This is a genomic window from Polynucleobacter wuianus (assembly GCF_001659725.1).
GTDB classification, from domain to species: Bacteria; Pseudomonadota; Gammaproteobacteria; order Burkholderiales; family Burkholderiaceae; genus Polynucleobacter; species Polynucleobacter wuianus.
This window is the reverse complement of the sequence record NZ_CP015922.1, coordinates 2,191,371-2,208,886: the sequence shown is the minus strand read 5'-3', so window position 1 is coordinate 2,208,886 and position 17,516 is coordinate 2,191,371. Positions and strand designations below refer to the sequence as shown.

Annotated in this window: 21 protein-coding genes; 14 read left to right on the top strand and 7 right to left on the bottom strand. The window is 44.2% G+C overall.

The genetic code is table 11. The features are described 5' to 3' along the window. Window positions 1–60: 60 nt before the first annotated feature. From A8O14_RS11380 to A8O14_RS11340, 9 genes are all read left to right on the top strand, one after another. Entirely contained in the window at window positions 61–1,740 is a 1,680-nt protein-coding gene (locus A8O14_RS11380; RefSeq protein WP_068949615.1) for an alkaline phosphatase family protein, read from the top strand. 120 nt (window positions 1,741–1,860) lie between these two features. Next, window positions 1,861–2,415 carry a peroxiredoxin gene (locus A8O14_RS11375; protein ID WP_068949614.1) on the top strand — a complete coding sequence of 185 codons (555 nt, stop codon included), beginning with the start codon at window positions 1,861–1,863 and terminating at the stop codon, window positions 2,413–2,415. Between the two features lie 122 nt (window positions 2,416–2,537). Further along, window positions 2,538–2,927, top strand: a complete 390-nt coding sequence (locus A8O14_RS11370) for a tautomerase family protein (RefSeq protein WP_068949613.1) — start codon at window positions 2,538–2,540, stop codon at window positions 2,925–2,927. Further along, window positions 2,911–3,603, top strand: a complete 693-nt coding sequence (locus A8O14_RS11365) for a DUF2461 domain-containing protein (protein ID WP_068949612.1) — start codon at window positions 2,911–2,913, stop codon at window positions 3,601–3,603. Before A8O14_RS11370 ends, A8O14_RS11365 begins: the two co-directional genes overlap by 17 nt. Before the next feature lie 31 nt (window positions 3,604–3,634). Beyond that, on the top strand, window positions 3,635–4,033 hold the full coding sequence (locus A8O14_RS11360) for an MAPEG family protein (RefSeq protein WP_068949611.1): 399 nt from the start codon (window positions 3,635–3,637) through the stop codon (window positions 4,031–4,033). 215 nt (window positions 4,034–4,248) lie between these two features. Next, a complete protein-coding gene (locus A8O14_RS11725) occupies window positions 4,249–4,584 on the top strand; it encodes a hypothetical protein (protein ID WP_145915355.1) in 336 nt (111 codons plus the stop codon). A 78-nt stretch (window positions 4,585–4,662) separates the two neighbouring features. Further along, complete coding sequence (locus tag A8O14_RS11350; protein WP_068949609.1) at window positions 4,663–5,619, top strand: sodium-dependent bicarbonate transport family permease; 957 nt, start codon at window positions 4,663–4,665, stop codon at window positions 5,617–5,619. Between the two features lie 283 nt (window positions 5,620–5,902). Beyond that, a complete protein-coding gene (locus A8O14_RS11345; RefSeq protein ID WP_068949608.1) occupies window positions 5,903–6,586 on the top strand; it encodes a haloacid dehalogenase type II in 684 nt (227 codons plus the stop codon). A 31-nt stretch (window positions 6,587–6,617) separates the two neighbouring features. After that, a complete protein-coding gene (locus tag A8O14_RS11340; protein ID WP_068949607.1) occupies window positions 6,618–7,415 on the top strand; it encodes a substrate-binding domain-containing protein in 798 nt (265 codons plus the stop codon). A 25-nt stretch (window positions 7,416–7,440) separates the two neighbouring features. On the opposite strand, the gene A8O14_RS11335 is transcribed toward A8O14_RS11340, so the two are convergent. The 4 genes from A8O14_RS11335 to A8O14_RS11320 are packed head-to-tail and all read right to left on the bottom strand — an operon-like array spanning window position 7,441 to window position 9,832. After that, window positions 7,441–8,223, bottom strand: a complete 783-nt coding sequence (locus A8O14_RS11335) for a MipA/OmpV family protein (RefSeq protein ID WP_068949606.1) — start codon at window positions 8,221–8,223, stop codon at window positions 7,441–7,443. A 33-nt stretch (window positions 8,224–8,256) separates the two neighbouring features. Further along, window positions 8,257–8,901 (bottom strand): histidine phosphatase family protein, encoded by a 645-nt coding sequence (locus tag A8O14_RS11330; protein WP_068949605.1) that lies wholly within the window; start codon window positions 8,899–8,901, stop codon window positions 8,257–8,259. A gap of 30 nt (window positions 8,902–8,931) precedes the next feature. After that, complete coding sequence (locus tag A8O14_RS11325) at window positions 8,932–9,327, bottom strand: GNAT family N-acetyltransferase (RefSeq protein ID WP_068949604.1); 396 nt, start codon at window positions 9,325–9,327, stop codon at window positions 8,932–8,934. Beyond that, complete coding sequence (locus tag A8O14_RS11320) at window positions 9,320–9,832, bottom strand: MOSC domain-containing protein (protein WP_228385079.1); 513 nt, start codon at window positions 9,830–9,832, stop codon at window positions 9,320–9,322. Before A8O14_RS11320 ends, A8O14_RS11325 begins: the two co-directional genes overlap by 8 nt. A 91-nt stretch (window positions 9,833–9,923) precedes the next feature. On the opposite strand from A8O14_RS11320, the gene A8O14_RS11315 reads away from it, so the two are divergent. The 3 genes from A8O14_RS11315 to A8O14_RS11300 all read left to right on the top strand — a co-directional run bounded on the left by A8O14_RS11315 (window position 9,924) and on the right by A8O14_RS11300 (window position 11,591). Beyond that, window positions 9,924–10,775 (top strand): DMT family transporter, encoded by an 852-nt coding sequence (locus A8O14_RS11315; protein ID WP_082913179.1) that lies wholly within the window; start codon window positions 9,924–9,926, stop codon window positions 10,773–10,775. Window positions 10,776–11,124: 349 nt separating this feature from the next. Beyond that, window positions 11,125–11,358: a DUF2798 domain-containing protein gene (locus tag A8O14_RS11305; protein WP_068949601.1), complete on the top strand. Its 234-nt coding sequence runs from the start codon at window positions 11,125–11,127 to the stop codon at window positions 11,356–11,358. Then, complete coding sequence (locus A8O14_RS11300) at window positions 11,355–11,591, top strand: hypothetical protein (protein WP_068949600.1); 237 nt, start codon at window positions 11,355–11,357, stop codon at window positions 11,589–11,591. Before A8O14_RS11305 ends, A8O14_RS11300 begins: the two co-directional genes overlap by 4 nt. Window positions 11,592–11,598: 7 nt before the next feature. On the opposite strand, the gene A8O14_RS11295 is transcribed toward A8O14_RS11300, so the two are convergent. Next, on the bottom strand, window positions 11,599–13,167 hold the full coding sequence (locus A8O14_RS11295) for a peptide chain release factor 3 (protein ID WP_267127949.1): 1,569 nt from the start codon (window positions 13,165–13,167) through the stop codon (window positions 11,599–11,601). A 116-nt stretch (window positions 13,168–13,283) separates the two neighbouring features. Next, window positions 13,284–14,021 (bottom strand): pseudouridine synthase, encoded by a 738-nt coding sequence (locus tag A8O14_RS11290; RefSeq protein WP_068949839.1) that lies wholly within the window; start codon window positions 14,019–14,021, stop codon window positions 13,284–13,286. A gap of 100 nt (window positions 14,022–14,121) precedes the next feature. On the opposite strand from A8O14_RS11290, the gene A8O14_RS11285 reads away from it, so the two are divergent. Then, the gene (locus A8O14_RS11285; RefSeq protein ID WP_068949598.1) at window positions 14,122–15,450 is read left to right on the top strand and encodes a dicarboxylate/amino acid:cation symporter; all 1,329 of its coding nucleotides are present in this window, start codon (window positions 14,122–14,124) and stop codon (window positions 15,448–15,450) included. A gap of 20 nt (window positions 15,451–15,470) precedes the next feature. After that, window positions 15,471–16,094: a carboxymuconolactone decarboxylase family protein gene (locus A8O14_RS11280; RefSeq protein ID WP_216217829.1), complete on the top strand. Its 624-nt coding sequence runs from the start codon at window positions 15,471–15,473 to the stop codon at window positions 16,092–16,094. 3 nt (window positions 16,095–16,097) lie between these two features. Here A8O14_RS11280 and A8O14_RS11275 read toward each other — a convergent pair whose 3' ends face one another. Then, window positions 16,098–17,516, bottom strand: coding sequence for a serine/threonine protein kinase (locus A8O14_RS11275; protein WP_068949597.1), 1,419 nt, complete (start codon window positions 17,514–17,516; stop codon window positions 16,098–16,100).

Below are 17,516 nucleotides of genomic sequence, written 5' to 3'. Positions count from 1 at the left end.
TTCGGGTGGTTTTTTCATTTGTGCTCTGCTATAAATTGGCTATCTATCAATGGAGCAGACATGACCCAACAATCACGCCGTAATTTTCTAAAAACTTCTTCTATTGGCGGCGCATCAGCGGCGCTTGGTGAATCTGCTTTAGCCGCGCCACAAGTTACTAAAAAGAACGCAATGGATCATGTCATTTTGGTGATCTTTGAAAATCGTTCTTTTGACAATATCCTCGGACAGCTTTATCAGCCTGGCGAAGTGCCAAAATTTGAGGGCGTGATTGGTAAGAATTTCAGTAACCCAGTTCCATCATGGGCTCAGTATCCAGCGCCTAACGGCAGAGTACCTTTTGGGCCTGCTACTTATATGGATGGTCCAAATCCAGATTCAGGCGAAGAGCATCCACACACCAATACACAGATCTATAACATCTTGGATGAGCGTAATCGCTTTAAGATGGCCAGCCAAATGACTGCGCCATACAATGCGCCAGAGTCTTCATTAGTACGGCCAAATATGGAAGGCTTTGTGACCGATTACATCAGTACCTTTACAGCTGAGATGGGTCGCCAGCCGACTTATCAAGAGTATTCACAAATCATGACTGGCTACACACCTGAGCAGATCCCAGTCATTAGCAGTTTGGCAAAAGGCTTCTCTTGTTTTGATCATTGGTATTCAGAAGTGCCATCCCAAACTTTTACTAATCGTTCATTCTGGACAGCAGGCACTTCATCGGGCTTCGTGGTCAATGACCCATCTACAAACTTCTTGTTCAAAAATACTGCTGAGACAATCTTCAATCGTCTAGAAGCGCATGGCAAAACATGGAAGATCTATGTATGTGAGCCTGATCCAATTTCATTTACTGGCCTTATTAACATGCCGGTTTTGAAGAAGTATTTCAAAACGCATATCGTACCTTTCTCTGAATATGAAAAAGATTGCGCCAACGGCACATTGCCTGATTTCTGTTTAATCGAACCAAATTTACTTGCCGCACACAATGATTACCATCCCGCATTTGGTAGAGCACTCATTCAAGGAATGGATCTTCCAATTGATCCACCATCTTCTATTTTGGGTGGCGAGGCATTCTTGACTCGTATCTATAACGCTTACAAAGGCATGGGAACAACTCAAGCAGGATCGAATGTTCTGAATACAACTTTGTTTATTGGTTGGGATGAGCCAGGCGGCACCTATGATCACGTTGCTCCACCATTAGTTCCAGCACCAGATCCAGCGGTACCAAAAGGTCAGGAAGGATTTGATTTCCGTAGATCAGGCTATCGTGTACCTGCTGTGATGATCTCGCCATGGATTCCAGAAAAGACTGTTTTCACTAAAGAGTTCCGCCACACTTCCATGATTGCGAGTTTGCGAAAAGCGTGGAACCTCGGAAAACCATTTACTGCTCGTGATGCGAATGCGAGAACACTTGAGTCATGTTTCACGCTAACATCACCTCGTGACCCAAGCACATGGCCTACACCAGTGGCTCGACCAGTACCTGAGTACAAAGCACCAGATCTAAACAATCTACCGCCAGCATACTCAGGGTTGGCAAAGGCAATGATTCCAGGCGTAGTGAAGTTTTCTCACGCAGAAGGCTATCCAACACCATCGATGCCAAAAGATCCTAATGGTGCCATTACTCCAAAACAAGGCATTAAGATTGCTTTAGAGTTGGCGGCTGATATGTTCCCGCGGTTGGCACAAAAAGGAGATATTAAGAGTCAGTATTAATCTCGTATAAGGATTTGCATCCTCGGCCCTGGTCGATTCCGCCTTGGGTTGCCAAGAAACACCAAAACCACCTTCGGGCGGTTTTTATTTGGTCCTCAGCTTTTTGTATAGAATTTATCCATGACCAATCTAAACCAGCTTCCTGTAGACCTGCCCATTCCTCAAGATGATGGCTCAACAAATCATTTGAAGGGAATGAAGCTGCCCAATGTTTCTTTAAGTGCCACAAATGGTAAGGCAATTAATTTTGGCGACATCAAAGGTAAATTGGTTATCTACTGTTATCCAATGACGGGGCAGCCTAATGTTGCTTTGCCGGATGGTTGGGACCAAATTCCTGGAGCAAGGGGTTGTACGCCACAGAGTTGTTCCTTTAGGGACCACTATCAAGAGCTTCAAGCATTGGGCGCAGAAGTTGTGGGCTTGAGTGTACAGACTAGCGAATATCAAAAAGAAATGGCAGAAAGGCTTCATCTCCCATTTCCGGTTGTTAGTGACGTCAACTATCAATTTCAACAGGCATTGAATATGCCAACATTTGTAGCCGCTGGAATGACATTATTAAAGCGAGTTACATTAATTGCGAATAATGGCGTGATTGAGGCTGTTCACTACCCTATCTTCCCAAGCGACAGTGATCCAGCTTGGGTCATTGATTATTTGAAGAGCCATTAGGATTAGCGTTCTCGACCACTAGCGATCACTAAAGCTACCTTCGGGTGCTTTTTTCTAACTTGTAAAACTGGGTAGTAATTAATTAGATCTGTATAAGATGGATTGATCTTAGGAGAAAAGCAATGCCATTAGTGAGAATTGATTTAAGTAAAAAACACTCTGAGAGCTTCGCGCATCAGGTTGGGAACATTGTCTACCAGGTCATGCGAGAGCAAATTAACGTTCCCGAGGATGATAAATTCCAAATTATTACTAGGCACGAGTCAACGGAGTTCAATATTCCGAAAAGTTATTTGGGAATTGAATATTCAGATAGCATTATTTTTATTCAAGCAACTATCAGCTTTGGTAGATCTACAGATCTTAAAAAGAATCTATATAAAACAATTTGTGGGGCCTTAGTACAAAGCCTTAAAGTCAGACCTCAAGATGTCTTTATCAACTTGATTGAGGTGAATAAAGAAAATTGGTCGTTTGGGAATGGCGAGATGCAATATGCAGACAAGGATTAAGTATCCAGTGTTTAATCCAAAGGCATTCACATTTTTTGAAGAGCTCACCAATAATCAAAATAGAGTCTGGTTTAACGAACATCGTTCTGAGTATGAGGAGTTTGTGCGGGAGCCCATGAAGTCCTTTACAGAGAGCCTGTCGGAAAATCTTGCTGAGAAGCAGGTGCCGCTGTGGGGAGATCCTAAAAGATCTTTATTTAGAATAAATCGAGACGCTCGTTTTTCAAAGGCAAAACATCCCTATAACATGCATGCCAGTGGGCTGTTTACTCGAACTGGCGATAAACATTCTCCAGGCGTGCTGTACTTTCGTCTAGATCCTTTAGGAAGTCGATGTGCTGCTGGTTATTTTCAGCCCGAAACCCATATTCTGAAAAAGCTAAGACAGGGAATTCTAGAGAACCCTAAGGCCTGGCTTTCCCTAGAAAGATCTCTAAAGCGAAAAGGCTATGAGCTTGATTATTCCCATACATTAGCCCGAATACCCAGGGGCTTTGATGATGTGCCAGTAGAAATCGAGCGCGCTATCAAGCTAAAAGGTTGGGTTATCAGAAAACAGTTGCCCCGATCGGTTGTTTGCTCAAAAAATTTAATTAACGAAGTCACAAGCTTTGCTAAAGATATGCTTCCATTATTGAGTTTTGGCTGGCATGCACTGGCAAAATTTACTGATTAGATTGTTACGATTTTATTATTGGGAGATTTAAATGCTATTAGTCACATCAGTGATTGCTGCTGTGTTAACCATTATCTTTGTTAGGCTCTCCTTTGCCGTCATTGCGCTTAGAAGAAAGAATAAGGTTGGCTTAGGCAGTGGTGGCCACGAAGATCTTGAGAGAGCGATTCGCGCTCAAGGCAACTTTGCAGAGTATGTTCCATTTGGAGTTATCTTGATCGCTTGTTTAGAGTTAAATGGCGGGCCTTGGTGGTTGGTTGCCATGTCCGGCGTGACTTTAATTATTGGACGCTTGATTCACGCCAAAGGAATTCATATTCCTCCACCAGATTTCAGCAAGAGAGTTTTAGGAATGAAGATTACTTTTGGCACACTCATTACATTGGCCATTCTGAATCTAGGCTGGACTATGCAAAAGTTGCTTGGTTAATGAGAGGCCTTCTTCAAAATGCCAAGCTACTAGTGATCCTAACCCTAGGTTATGGATTGTTTTATTTTGCAAACAATCTTTGCACAGACTTTTTATATTTAACTCCCGGGGCGCATTTAGTACACCTACCTAGTGGGGTAAAAATATTAATGACTTTGGTTGCGGGCCCTATTGGAGCTTTGGCCATATTCATTATTTCTAATATATGGGGGGTAATGTTTCCATTCCACGGACAAATAGGTTTGGTATTGATCTTGTCGATTGGAAGCGCTGGCGTCCCTCTACTTGTTACTAAGGTTTGTTCTGATAAGTTCATGCTTAACGGTGAACTCTCAAATTTAACCCTTCGATCTTTACTGACCCTTGCATTAAGTTATGCAGGCTTGAATAGCGTAGTAACGCAATCAATCATTTATCTTGCGGGCGAGTCTTCTAATTTATGGGGCGGTATAGAGGTCATGTTTTTAGGTGATGTAACAGGGATTTTGCTGATAGTTTCAATAGCAAGATGGATTTCTCGTATGCTGAGGGGGAGGGCTTACCTATCTTAGGCTTATCTAATAATGTATTTAGTCCTCAAGCTATGTGGGGCCAATATAAGAATTTTCAAAATTATTTAAGATATTGATATGAGCAATTTCTTGGATCCAGCAATTCTCTTCTTTGTATTTGGTGCTTTTGCTGGAGCAGTGAAATCAAATTTAGAAATTCCTCAGCCAATCGCCAGATTTTTGTCTTTGTATCTCTTGATGGCTTTAGGCTTGAAGGGCGGATTTGCGCTTCATAAATCTGGATTTACTCTCGAGATTGTTTTGGCGCTTGGGCTGGCAATGTCTCTGGCAATCATCATCCCGCTCATGGGCTATTTGATTTTAAGAACAAAGCTGAACAATTACGACGCCGCAGCTATCGCCGCCACATATGGTTCGGTTAGTGCCGTTACATTTATCACTGCGACACAAGCGTTAGATCAATATGGCATTGCATTTGGTGGGCATATGGCTGCTGCAATGGCATTAATGGAGTCGCCCGCAATTATTTTGGCAATCTTGCTAGCAAATAGAGCCAGAGCTTCTGCTAAAAACTCAAAGCAACCGACGAGTATGTCAAAGATTCTTCATGAGTCCTTTACAGATGGCGCACAACTTCTTTTATTGGGTTCTATGCTAGTTGGCTTAGTCAGCGGCGATGCGGGACAAAAAATAATGGCTCCATTTTCTATTGATTTATTTAAAGGAATGCTGGCTTTCTTCTTGCTGGATATGGGGTTGATGGCGGCCAAGAACTTTGAGGGATTAAAAGGCAAGCCCTCAATCACTTTGTTCTATGCCATTGGAGCCCCCTTAGTTCATGCCTCCATTGCGCTAGGCTTCTGTAAGCTTCTAGGCTTGCCGCTGGGCGATACGATTTTATTAATGGTCCTTGCGGCAAGCGCTTCTTATATTGCTGTGCCAGCAGTCTTAAGGCATGCGCTGCCCGAAGTAAATCCCGCCCTATATATGGGGATGTCATTGGGCATCACCTTCCCCTTTAATATCATTTTGGGAATACCGCTCTACGCGTATATTGCTAAGCTAACTTATTAAGTAGCTACAGGCACCCCTTTACTAAACCTTTGCAAGATTAAAAGCCCTGTACAACTTCATTTGCACACTATTTGATGACATGGGAGAATGAGTTAGAAAATTCTTTGAAGACAAGCTATGAAAATATTGATATTCATTTTTGCCACTCTGCCTATTTTTGCTTTAACTGGCTGCCTTGCTAGCACTACTTCGCAGATTGGGGTTAATTGTGACTTCAGCCAGGAAAAGCCTTTATGGGAAATGCCCCTAGCTTGTCAGGGTCGATAATTCACCTAAGGGCAATATGTATAAGTTAATCACATTTGATGCTTATGGGACCCTTTTTGATGTCTACTCAATGGGACAGTTAGCAGAAGAGCTATTTCCAGGGCACGGCCAAGCATTGTCATTAATGTGGCGTGATCGCCAAATTGAATACACGCGTCTAGTTACGATGAGTGACCCCAGTCCTTGCGGTAGCAAGTATTACTTGCCATTTTGGGAGCTGACTATTCGGTCACTACGCTATGTCTGCAAACGCATGAGTCTTGACCTTTCTGAAGGCAGTGAACAGCTGCTTATGGACCAATATGCCAAACTCACCAGCTTTGAAGATAGCCTGGCAGTTCTTCAAGAAATTAAAAAGCGCGGAATGGCCACTGCCATTTTGTCTAATGGCAGCAGAGAAATGCTCACTACAGTTGTACAAAGCAATGGTCTAGCAGCGTATTTAGATCAAGTAGTTACGGTTGAGGACGTACGTCTGTTTAAGACTGCCCCACAGGCCTATGAGTTGCTGCTTGAGGCCTTCCCCGTAAAAAAAGAGGAAGTTCTATTTGTATCAAGTAATGCTTGGGATGCCTTGGCTGCCAAGTGGTATGGATATGATGTCTTTTGGGTAAATCGGCTGGGCCATCCATTTGAGGAAATCGGCGAGCAACCAAACTATGTCGGCAATTCTTTGAGCAAAGTATTAGAGATTATTTAATCATTCTTTCACGACCGCTATTTTAAAAATAATGAAAATAACTTCCTTTCTCAGAAACACTACATTAGTTTTTCTTGCCACCTTCCTATTTGCAACCCCGACCTTTGCTGCCGATATCCAGGTGATTACCTCAGGCGCATTTGCAGAGGCGCTTAAAGCTCTGGTGCCAGAGTATGAAAAACAATCATCAAATAAAGTCATTATTTCTTATGGCTCTTCTATGGGGGCTGCCCCTGACTCAATTCCATCAAGACTTGCCAGAGATGAAAAGTTTGATGTGTTAATACTTGCCGGGCCTGCGCTAGAAGGTTTTATTAAGAGCGGCACTATTCAGTCAGGAAGCAGAGTGGATTTGGTTGCTTCTGTCATTGGCGCTGCTGTAAAGGCTGGTTCACCCAAGCCGGATATCAGCACAGTTCCAGCACTCAAGCAGGCTCTGCTGAATGCAAAGTCTGTGGCCTATTCTGCGAGTGCTAGTGGCACCTATTTATCTACTGAGCTCTTTCCAAAACTCGGTATTGCTGAGCAGATGAGTAAGACTGCTAAAAGGATTTACAGTGAACGCGTTGGTACAGTAGTTGCTAGGGGGGATGCAGAGTTGGGCTTTCAACAGGTGAGCGAATTGATTCCCATTCCGGGGATAGATTTCATTGGCGAGATTCCTCCAGAAGTACAGCAGACAGTTTTGTTTTCGGCAGGCATTACCAGCAATGTGAACAGCCTTGACGCATCAAGAGACCTCATCGCATTTTTAGCCTCCCCAAAAGCCGCACCTTCAATTCAGAAGGCTGGCCTTAAGCCACTACTTCCCGCCTTGCCTTGGAGATAAATTACTCAGAGCGGCTAATATTTGCTTACTTAAATCGGTAAGCTAAGGCCGCAAAGATATTGTCTTGGAAGGAGCGATTCATGACGGGGCTGTTATTGATTCCGTTGCCAAGCCATTTACGACGCCCATAAAGATTGATATACCAATTATCAACAACTGGAATTTCAACCATAAAGCCAGCAATTAAATTACTTGTCGCAGGAGCAGTATAGGCGCTATAGCCTGTTTGATTCGACTCTCCAGGGCTGATTCCATAGTAGTAATTAGCGTATTGGCTAGATTGCCTTTCAATACCTACCTCTGGATAGACAACAACATTTTTGTAAGTCTCGAGTTCAGCAAAATACAAAAGCTCATACAGCGCACCCTTAGATTTGCCAAAGTCGTGATAAGCGTTCGCAAAAAATCCACCGATCGGAGTTTCTTGGTAGGTTCCCAAGCCCAATGGAATCGGATCACTTTTATTAATGGATGCCCCATTGATTGGCGATTTCACTTTGTAAGTATTTAGATCTATTTTGCCGATGACTTCAAAATAGCCGTACCCCATTTTGAATGTTTTAATTCCCACCTCATCAATGCGAGCAAAAAAACGTTTGTAGTCAAAAAATGCATAAGGCAGCACTAGCGACTGCGTTCCTTCGGTCCCAATATGCATATTCGACGAATAGACTGCCACACCAATATCACCAACAATGTGATCTGGTAATCCATCGGGAACATCACTTGGTTCAAGATTGATCGCGTAAATCGGCATAGAAAGGATGGCCAGCAATAAATAGAGCGGTAGCTTCACGAATCGTTTCATGTCGTAATAATAGGGTATTTAATTTCGATCTCGTTATAGATCTAAATTGTCGAGCGCTAAGCCATCTAAATGGCTGGTATCTGCCCAACTATCCACCTTCCAGGCCTTGCCATCGTGGCTAATCCAATTCAGGGAAGCATTGGGGACATTAACAACTTTTTCTGCTGCGAGGGCTTGATTGCTGGCCAGTCGATACATCATGTCGAGGGCCCCGCCATGACTGACCAACAAAATAGTTTTGCCAAGATGTTGCAAGCGAATTTTTTCCAGAGCCCCATGAATACGATCTGCAAATTGCGTGATGCTCTCGCCACCTCTAAGAGTATGGTCAAGATCTCTACTCAAGTGAATCTCCCATAGCTCGGCCTCAATCTGTAGCGCATCGCTTGTAGTGAGACCTTGTAATCCACCTAGATGGCGCTCTCTAAGCGCTGGATCAACAATCGAGGCTACTCCAAATATTTCCTCAATCGCTTTGGCAGTTTTGGCCGCACGCATTAGATCACTTGTATATAAGACATCAAACTCTAAAGCAATGACTTTGAGGGCCATAGCCATTTGTGTTGCCTGTCGCTTGCCATGAGCATTCAGATCAATATCGGTATGACCCTGAAGTCGGCGTTCGACATTCCAGTCAGTTTCACCATGGCGCACTAAGCAAAAGCGGGTTGTTGTCATGCAGTAATGATAAGGCTCAATGTGTCGCTGTTATTTTTTGAGCGTCCAAGCTCGAGGATTGTGTTCAAAGCCAATGTGTTTGTAGTAATCATTTGCCTTGGGCGCAGCCAAAAGAACAATCATGCAATCCGAGCCAAGTCGAGATTGTGTTTCAGAAATCAGCTTTTTCCCAATACCCGAACGTTGATAGACTTGATCTACAGCCAAGTCAGCAAGATAGGCAACATAGGCAAAGTCAGTTAACGTTCGTGAAATGCCTATAAGCTTATCTCCATCCCATGCCGTTATAGTGAGGTTAGCGTTTTTAAGCATGGCCTCAAAAGTTTCTGTGTTATGAATGGGGCGACGCTCCCCAAGAGTAGAGCGTGTATAAAGATCAATTGCTTGTTCAGCACTAATGATTGCATCATCGTGGTAGCTAATCATCGGTTTCCCCAGAATCAAAATGTAATTCATCTCCAACGGAGATGTTGCCAATTTGTAATATTTCTGCACGCAAGCCACCACGACCTTCAAACGCATCCAAAAAGTTTTGCTTTTTTAGTAGTTGAGCAGGTCTTTGGCATGGGGCACATAACTCCACGCCTTTAAAGTTTAGATTGCCTAATTTAAACGTGCGATCCACCAGAGCATTGAGTTCATTGGCACTCATATTGGCAATCACAATATTCCTACGGGTTTGAGCGGCTGTAAAGGTTGGCTCGCCGCTTGCCATCAGTGATTCGTTGGAAGTATTAATGCCGGCTTGTGTAATGAGACTAATATGACGGATCTTGGCGGGAATGACTTTTGAGTAAGCTCCAGTGCCAATAGCATAGCGATCGCCTTGAATGCCTTCCTTAATCAACTCTACATGCCTAACAGAGGCCATTGCTGCTCCAGCCTTAGGAGCGATATAAATAGCTTGAATATGGGCACAGGGTTTGATCATCTTTGTATATTACAGCCCATCAACCCAGCTTTATTAATACAATGGTTTGAATAATTTACAAAAGGTAAAAGTGAATAGAGAGAGCAAGGGAATGTTGATTGGATTTATCGGCATTCTCATATTTAGCTTAACTTTACCTGTCAGTAAGGTCGCTGTTTTAAGCTTTGATCCTTACTTTATTGCATTTGGTAGAGCTCTTTTGGCAGGTATGGTTGCCTTAGCCTATTTGCTTTTCACCCAATCACCTTTGCCCAGCAAAACAGACCTTGCAAAATTTGCTGTGATTGCACTGGGCGTTGTTTTTGGCTTTCCAATTTTTACAACGGTTGCTATGAAGGAGGGTTCTTCATCTCATGGCGCTGTTATTTTGGGAATGATGCCATTAGCCACGACGGTCATTGGTGTGCTTCGCTTTAAAGAGCGGCCTTCACTGGGTTTTTGGCTGGTTTCTTTATTGGGCGCTGCCTTAGTGGTTCTTTATGCGCTCCTCAAAAATGCTGGTAGCTTTACTCATATTGATGGACTCTTAGTACTTGGTGGTATTTGTGCTTGCATTGGTTATGTTGAGGGTGGTGAACTGTCTCGCAAGATGAATCCCCGCGCAGTGATTTCTTGGGCTTTAGTCATTTCATTGCCGATCAATATCGTGATGTCCTATCTCACATTTAATGCCGAATATTGGAATGCGGATCTTGTTGCATGGACCAGTTTTGTTTACTTAAGTATATTTCCGATGTTTTTGGGATTTTTCTTTTGGTACGAAGGTCTAGCGATTGGGGGAATTGCACGGGTTAGCCAGGTACAGCTAATTCAACCATTTTGTACTTTATTGGCCGCCAGCATTTTCTTAGGCGATCACCTTACTGTAATGAATATGGTGTTTGCTTTCTTAGTCGTATCGACTGTAATCTTGAGTAAAAAAATGTTGGTGAAGCGTAATTAAGTTGTAGATAAAAAAGCCCCGATAAACGGGGCTGAGTATTTATGCTGGAACCACTTGTATTTTGTTGAGCGCTCGCAAAATTTTGCTTTTCTCTTTTGGTTTCGTACTGCTTTCCATGAGCTTGGTGAGCTGAGCTGGGTTAAGGGGCCCAAGGCGTGTTTTGCCTGTTTTTGTGAGCATAGGGTCGTTTTTTCTGTTCTTTTGATTTTGGCCTACAGCCATTCTGATTCCTAGGGTGAAGGAGTGATGAATCTAGGAGTGTTGTCCGGAAGATTCCCCTATGTAGGGCGCGAGATAGTGACCACGATTCAGCATAACAGTTAAAAAGCTCAGGCGCTATGATTGAGGGATGATGAATCTTCCTAGTTTTATCTTTTCCCTAGTGATGGGCTTTTTAATGTCATCGAGCATTACCCTGGCGACCACTTTTGTGCGAATTGGACCCGCAGATAATTTTTTTGCAGTCTGGTTTGAGATTTGGTCCGTTGCTTACCCTGTGGCTATTATTTGCATCCTGATCTACAGACCATTTGCGACCAAGGTCACTGCAGCGATCATTGAGAAATTAAAAGGATCAAAGTGAAAACACTCTTATTATTTGCAGCCTGCGGCCTTATATTAATAGCCTGTACCGCAGTCTATACGGATGCATCTGATGCCAATCATGTCACGTTTTTAAATAGTAGCGGCGAGTCGATCGAGCAGCTAACTCAAAAAGCAAATGCTTATTGCGCGCAATATGGCAAGACAGCTTCTTTTAAAAGCACCGACTCCTCTTTGGTAGCAGTATTTAACTGTAACTTCGCCCGCCAATAAATTGTTATTAGCCAGCGAGATCTGATTGATAAATCAGACCAGCATGCTCCCTGAGTGCATGGAATTGTATGGATTCCCAGCGCTGCTGAGCAACATCTAATTCTGATTTATGAGAGCCCAAAAATACTGAAGCGCCAACAACGTCTTCGGCCATTCGGTGAATATTTTCTTGTGTAAATTTTTTCAATGCCACAGGATCATCTGAGCTGACCCAGCGGGCTAGGCTATAGCGGGCTGGAAGTAGGCGGACTTCAGCGCCATATTCAGTCTGAAGACGGTGGCTTACAACTTCAAATTGCAATTGTCCGAAGGCGCCTAGCAGCATCGTACCGCCAGCCATAGGCCTAAATACTTGAATAGCACCTTCTTCTCCAAGTTGCATGAGACCTGTTCTTAATTGCTTAGAGCGCAGAGGATCTGCGGATTCAACCATGCGGAAAATTTCAGGGGCGAAAAATGGCAAGCCAGTAAATTGCAACTGCTCACCCTCAGTCAGCGTGTCGCCCAAGCGCAGCAGGCCATGATTTGGTAGGCCAATAATGTCACCTGGAAAGGCCTCATCCAGAATGTCACGGCGCTGCGACAGGAATGACAGAGCGTTGTTAGTGCGGACCTCTTTGCCATTACGACATATCTTTAGTTTCATACCGCGCTGAAAGTGCCCTGAGCAGATGCGTAAAAATGCCACGCGGTCACGATGTGCCGGATCCATATTTGCCTGAATTTTGAAAACCACTGCTGAGAATTTATTTTCAGCAGGACTGACTTCGCGTTGTAATGCTTTACGCGAACCAGGAGATGGTGCCAGTTCAACCAAGGTATTCAGAATTTCTCGCACACCAAAATTATTAATCGCTGAGCCAAAGAAAACTGGCGACTGGCGCCCCGCTAAAAATGCCTCACGATCAAATACTGGCATTGCCTCTTTGATGAGCTCAACTTCTGCTAATGCATTTTCTAAGTCTATACCGAGGCGCTCTTTTAAGGTGGGATCATTAACGTCCACCACCACATGTGAATCTTCGGTTACACGATCCTCACCAGCCTTAAACATCCGCATTCGCATGTTGGCAATATCGATCACGCCAGCAAAAGATTTGCCCATGCCCACGGGCCATGTAAATGGCACAACTTCAATTCCAAGTGCAGATTCAATTTCATCCATTAACTCCATAGGCGGCTTTACCTCACGATCCATCTTATTAATGAATGTGACGATAGGTGTATTGCGCGCACGACAAACTTCTAAGAGCCTTAAGGTTTGTGATTCAACGCCGTTCGCCGCATCGATCACCATCAAGGCGGAGTCAACTGCAGTTAATACACGATAAGTATCTTCAGAGAAGTCTTGGTGTCCTGGGGTATCAAGCAAGTTAATAATGCAGTCGCGATATTCCATCTGCATTACAGAACTGGCTACCGAGATGCCGCGCTGCTTTTCAATTTCCATCCAGTCAGAGGTTGCATGTCTACTGGCTTTGCGTGCTTTAACGCTACCCGCAATCTGAATTGCACCAGCGTACAGCAACAGTTTTTCAGTCAGGGTCGTTTTACCCGCATCTGGGTGAGAGATGATGGCAAAGCTGCGACGTCTAAGTACTTCTGCGGCTGGAGTGCTGGAGGCGGTGGTATCGATGGTAAGTCTGCGCTGGTTAATCTAAGTACGGACGCAATTATAAGCGTCCGAGCCTTTTAGAACTGCTCTTCTGGCCTTAGAAATCGCCATTGGCCAGGCGGTAGTGGTCCCAAAGAGATGCGACCCATTCTGACGCGTTTTAAGCCCAAAACTTTTAGTCCTACCATTTCGCACATGCGACGTATTTGACGCTTGCGACCTTCGCGCAGCACGAACCGTAATTGATCCTCATTCTGCCAACTTACCTGTGCTTGTTTAAGTACAACTCCATCTAAGGAGAGGCCATGTTTGAGGCGATCTAAATCTTCAAAAGAGAGCGCGCCTTCAACGCGGACTAAATATTCCTTTTCAATCGGACTGTTTTCACCGATGAGAAGTTTAGCGATGCGCCCGTCTTGGGTTAAGACAAGCAAGCCAGTAGAGTCAATGTCCAATCGACCTGCGGGCGCCAGTCCCTTGGTGTTAAAGCGGGGGTTTCTGCCCTTATCGAGGTGGCTAGCAAAGTAATTGTCAGGGGTAATTAATGATGCAGCTGGTTGATATTCTTGTTCGTCATCGTAATGCGATATATAGCCTACTGGTTTATTGAGGATGACGGTAATGCGTGATGCTTGTTGTGCTTTAGCGCCTGATTGCAATTCAATCTTTTGATGGCGATAGGCTCTAACCCCAAGCTCATTAACTACTTCACCATCAACGGTGACTAAGCCCTGCTCAATATAAGAGTCGGCCTCACGTCTTGAACATAGACCCAACTCAGATAGCAATTTAGAAACACGAACTTTTTCTTCCATCACTGCATTATCCGATAAAGCCCGAGTGCACATGGTGCGGAGCACCATTTCAGATTGACTACACTACAGTATTACTGAAAGCCTAATAAAGGAAGATGCAATGACAGTTACTTTAAAAAAGCCACCAATCTATAAAATCCTTTACTTTCAGGTGCTTGTTGCCGTTGTCCTAGGTGTTTTGCTGGGTCATTTGTACCCATCCCTAGGAACGGAAATGAAACCCTTTGGAGATGCCTTCATCAAAGGCATCAAGATGCTGATCGCACCAATCATCTTTTGTACGGTAGTGGTCGGCATTGCTGGTATGGAAGATATGAAGAAGGTTGGCAAAACTGGCGGTATTGCACTTCTCTATTTTGAAATCGTCAGTACGATTGCTCTAATCGTTGGTCTGATTGTCGTGAACGTGTTACAGCCTGGTGCAGGCATGAACATTGATCCGGCCAGCTTGGATACCAAAGGCATTGCTGCTTATACCGGCCCAGGAAAAATGGGTACTACAACCGAGTTTTTGCTAAACATTATTCCAAGTACAGCAGTGGATGCATTTGCCAAAGGTGAAATTTTACAAGTGCTGTTCATTGCGGTCTTATTTGGATTTGCATTGCATCGCTTTGGTGGGCGCGGTACTTTGGTATTTGATTTAATCGAAAAATTATCACACGTCTTGTTCGACATTATTGGCATCATCATGAAATTCGCACCGATTGGTGCTTTTGGCGCGATGGCATTTACGATTGGTAAGTACGGCGTGGGCTCCTTATTTTCCCTGGGCAAATTGATGGGGACCTTTTACATCACTTGCTTGCTTTTCGTCTTCGTAGTGCTGGGCATCATTGCGCGAATCAACGGCTTTAGCATCTTTAAATTTGTGCGCTACATCAAAGAAGAGCTCTTAATTGTTTTAGGCACCTCTTCTTCAGAATCTGTTTTGCCACGCATGATGGAAAAAATGGAGCTGTTAGGCGTCAAGAAAAGCTGTGTAGGTTTAGTGATACCAACTGGCTACTCATTTAATTTAGATGGCACATCAATCTACCTAACAATGGCCGCAGTGTTTATTGCGCAAGCAACGGATACTCCGATGACAATCATGCAGCAAATCACGTTATTGCTAGTCTTGTTGTTAACTTCCAAGGGGGCTGCAGGTATTACTGGAAGCGGCTTTATTGTTTTGGCTGCCACATTATCTGCAGTTGGTAACGTTCCTGTTGCGGGTCTAGCAATTATCTTGGGTATTGACCGCTTTATGTCAGAAGCGCGCGCATTAACGAATTTAGTTGGTAATGGCGTGGCCACGATTGTGGTTGCTCGATTTACCGGTGAATTGGATAAAAAACAGTTAACCGAAGTTCTCAATAAAGATAATTGGATTGAGGCTCAAGATCCAGAGCTGATTCTGGATGAGAAACAAGAGAAGATGAAGTAAGTCATTTATCTGGGGGCGCAGTGAAAATAAAGCAAATTTGCTTGTTGCTAATTGCAACACTGACATTAAGTAAATTGGTTTTTGCTCAAACACGCCTTCCAGAAATTCCAATAGATCAATACACCGCAGAGCAAAAGCAGGCTGTACAAGAATTTGAAGCGGCGCGCAAGAAAGCCCCATGGGGCCCTTTTGCAATGCTAATGCATAGTCCACAACTCATGAACAATGCTCGTGCTATGGGCGACTATCTTCGCTACAACTCCGCATTTAATAGTCTGCTGAGTGAGTTTGCTATTTTGATTACTGCACGTGAGTGGACTCAGGATTATGAGTGGTATGTGCACTATCCGATTGCCATTAAGGCAGGATTAAGGCCTGCAATTGCAGAGGCTTTAAAAGAAGGCAGAAGGCCTGAGGACATGAGTGAAGATGAATCGATTGTTTATGACTTCACTATTGAGTTACAACGCTATAAGCGTGTCTCGGATGTGACGTTTGCTAAAACAGAAAAGCGTTTTGGTAAAAAAGGAGCAATTGATTTGGCGGGTATTGCGGGCTATTACACCTTTTTAGCCATGGAGATGAATATGGCTAAGTATCAAATACCAGCAGGCGCAGAGCGTCTACCGCGTTTTCATGAGTAACAGTTAAGTTCGCACAATATGAACGCTACAAGGCGCCTCTTCGACAATTTTTGTCATTGAGGTTCGCCAGGGCGTAACTTTATTGGGGAGCTTGTGTGAAGCCCCAATCAAAATAAGCGATGCATCATTGTCTTTGGCAAACTCGACAATCCGTGATGCCGGATCCATCGCTTCGAGCACGTGATACGAAATTCTTTCTGGCGGAAGCTTAAGCGGCTTCGCCCAATCCATAAGTTGTACTAAGTGGCCACGCACAATACCGCTGGCAGTTTCACTCTCGTGCTTACCTTCATAAGTTGGCGTGCTCGCAATGGTGCTGATGCAAACCAAGCGACTCTCTGGATAGGCTAACAATAAATTCTTTGCAGTTAGTTGCATGCGTTCGCGCAAGCCTTCATCTGATTGGCGGGTATCAATCGCGGCCATCATGAGCGGTGCATCGTAATTGCCCATGCTTGGTCTTGGGCTTGGTGATGGCTCATAGCCCACCGCCTTAAATAGACCTTTGAGATTCTCCCAAAAGCTTGGTGGCTCTACTCTATCGGCACGCTCAGTTAGTGTTACACCCTCAGGATCTCGTAATACTTGGCGCAAACGTGCAGCGCTTTGATAGCGATCGGCAGCGCGCGGCTCTAGACATCTGAGAATCACTTCTTGCAACCACCGAGGAATTTCTCGGCGAATTGCGCGCGGAGGAAATGGTTCTGCCCACATACGCCTTCTGAGACCACTCATGGTTTGAGGGTTGCCAAAAGGCAGCTCGCCAGTTAGCAATTCATACATGATGACGCCGATGGAATAAATGTCGCTACGCGAATCCGATCGAATGCCAGCGACTTGCTCTGGAGAAATGTATGGGGCAGATCCAACACCCTTGCGCATTTCTTCAGCAAGCAAGTCAGGGTACCGAGCATGATGCGATAAACCAAAATCAATTAGTGTTAACTTACCTTTGTCATCAATCAGAATATTCTCTGGTTTGATATCTAGGTGAATGGCATCTTGTGAGTGCAGTGATTGGACCGCCTGGGCAAGGTCAGCACCAATCCGAACTACCTCATCAATCGTGAAGACTTTACCTTCCTTGATGAGGTCTTCGAGTGGTCGTCCTTCTACACGTTCCATTGCAATATAGGGGCGTGTGGCCATATTGCCTGCACCTAAAAATTTTGGAACATAAGGGCTTTTGAGGGCGCGCAAAATGGTGAGTTCTGTTTCAAACCCAATCAGACTTTCAACTGGCTGATCTCTGCCAACGCGAGGAATCTTTAAAAGAATCGGGACATCAATTCCTTCTTTAGTTGCTGAGAAAAGGCTCGCCATACCGCCGCGATGCACTTCTTTGCCCAATACAAAGCCATCAACAACTTTCCCCTCTTGGAAGATGTCGTCTACTGCTTGAATATCAGTATTAATGGGCAT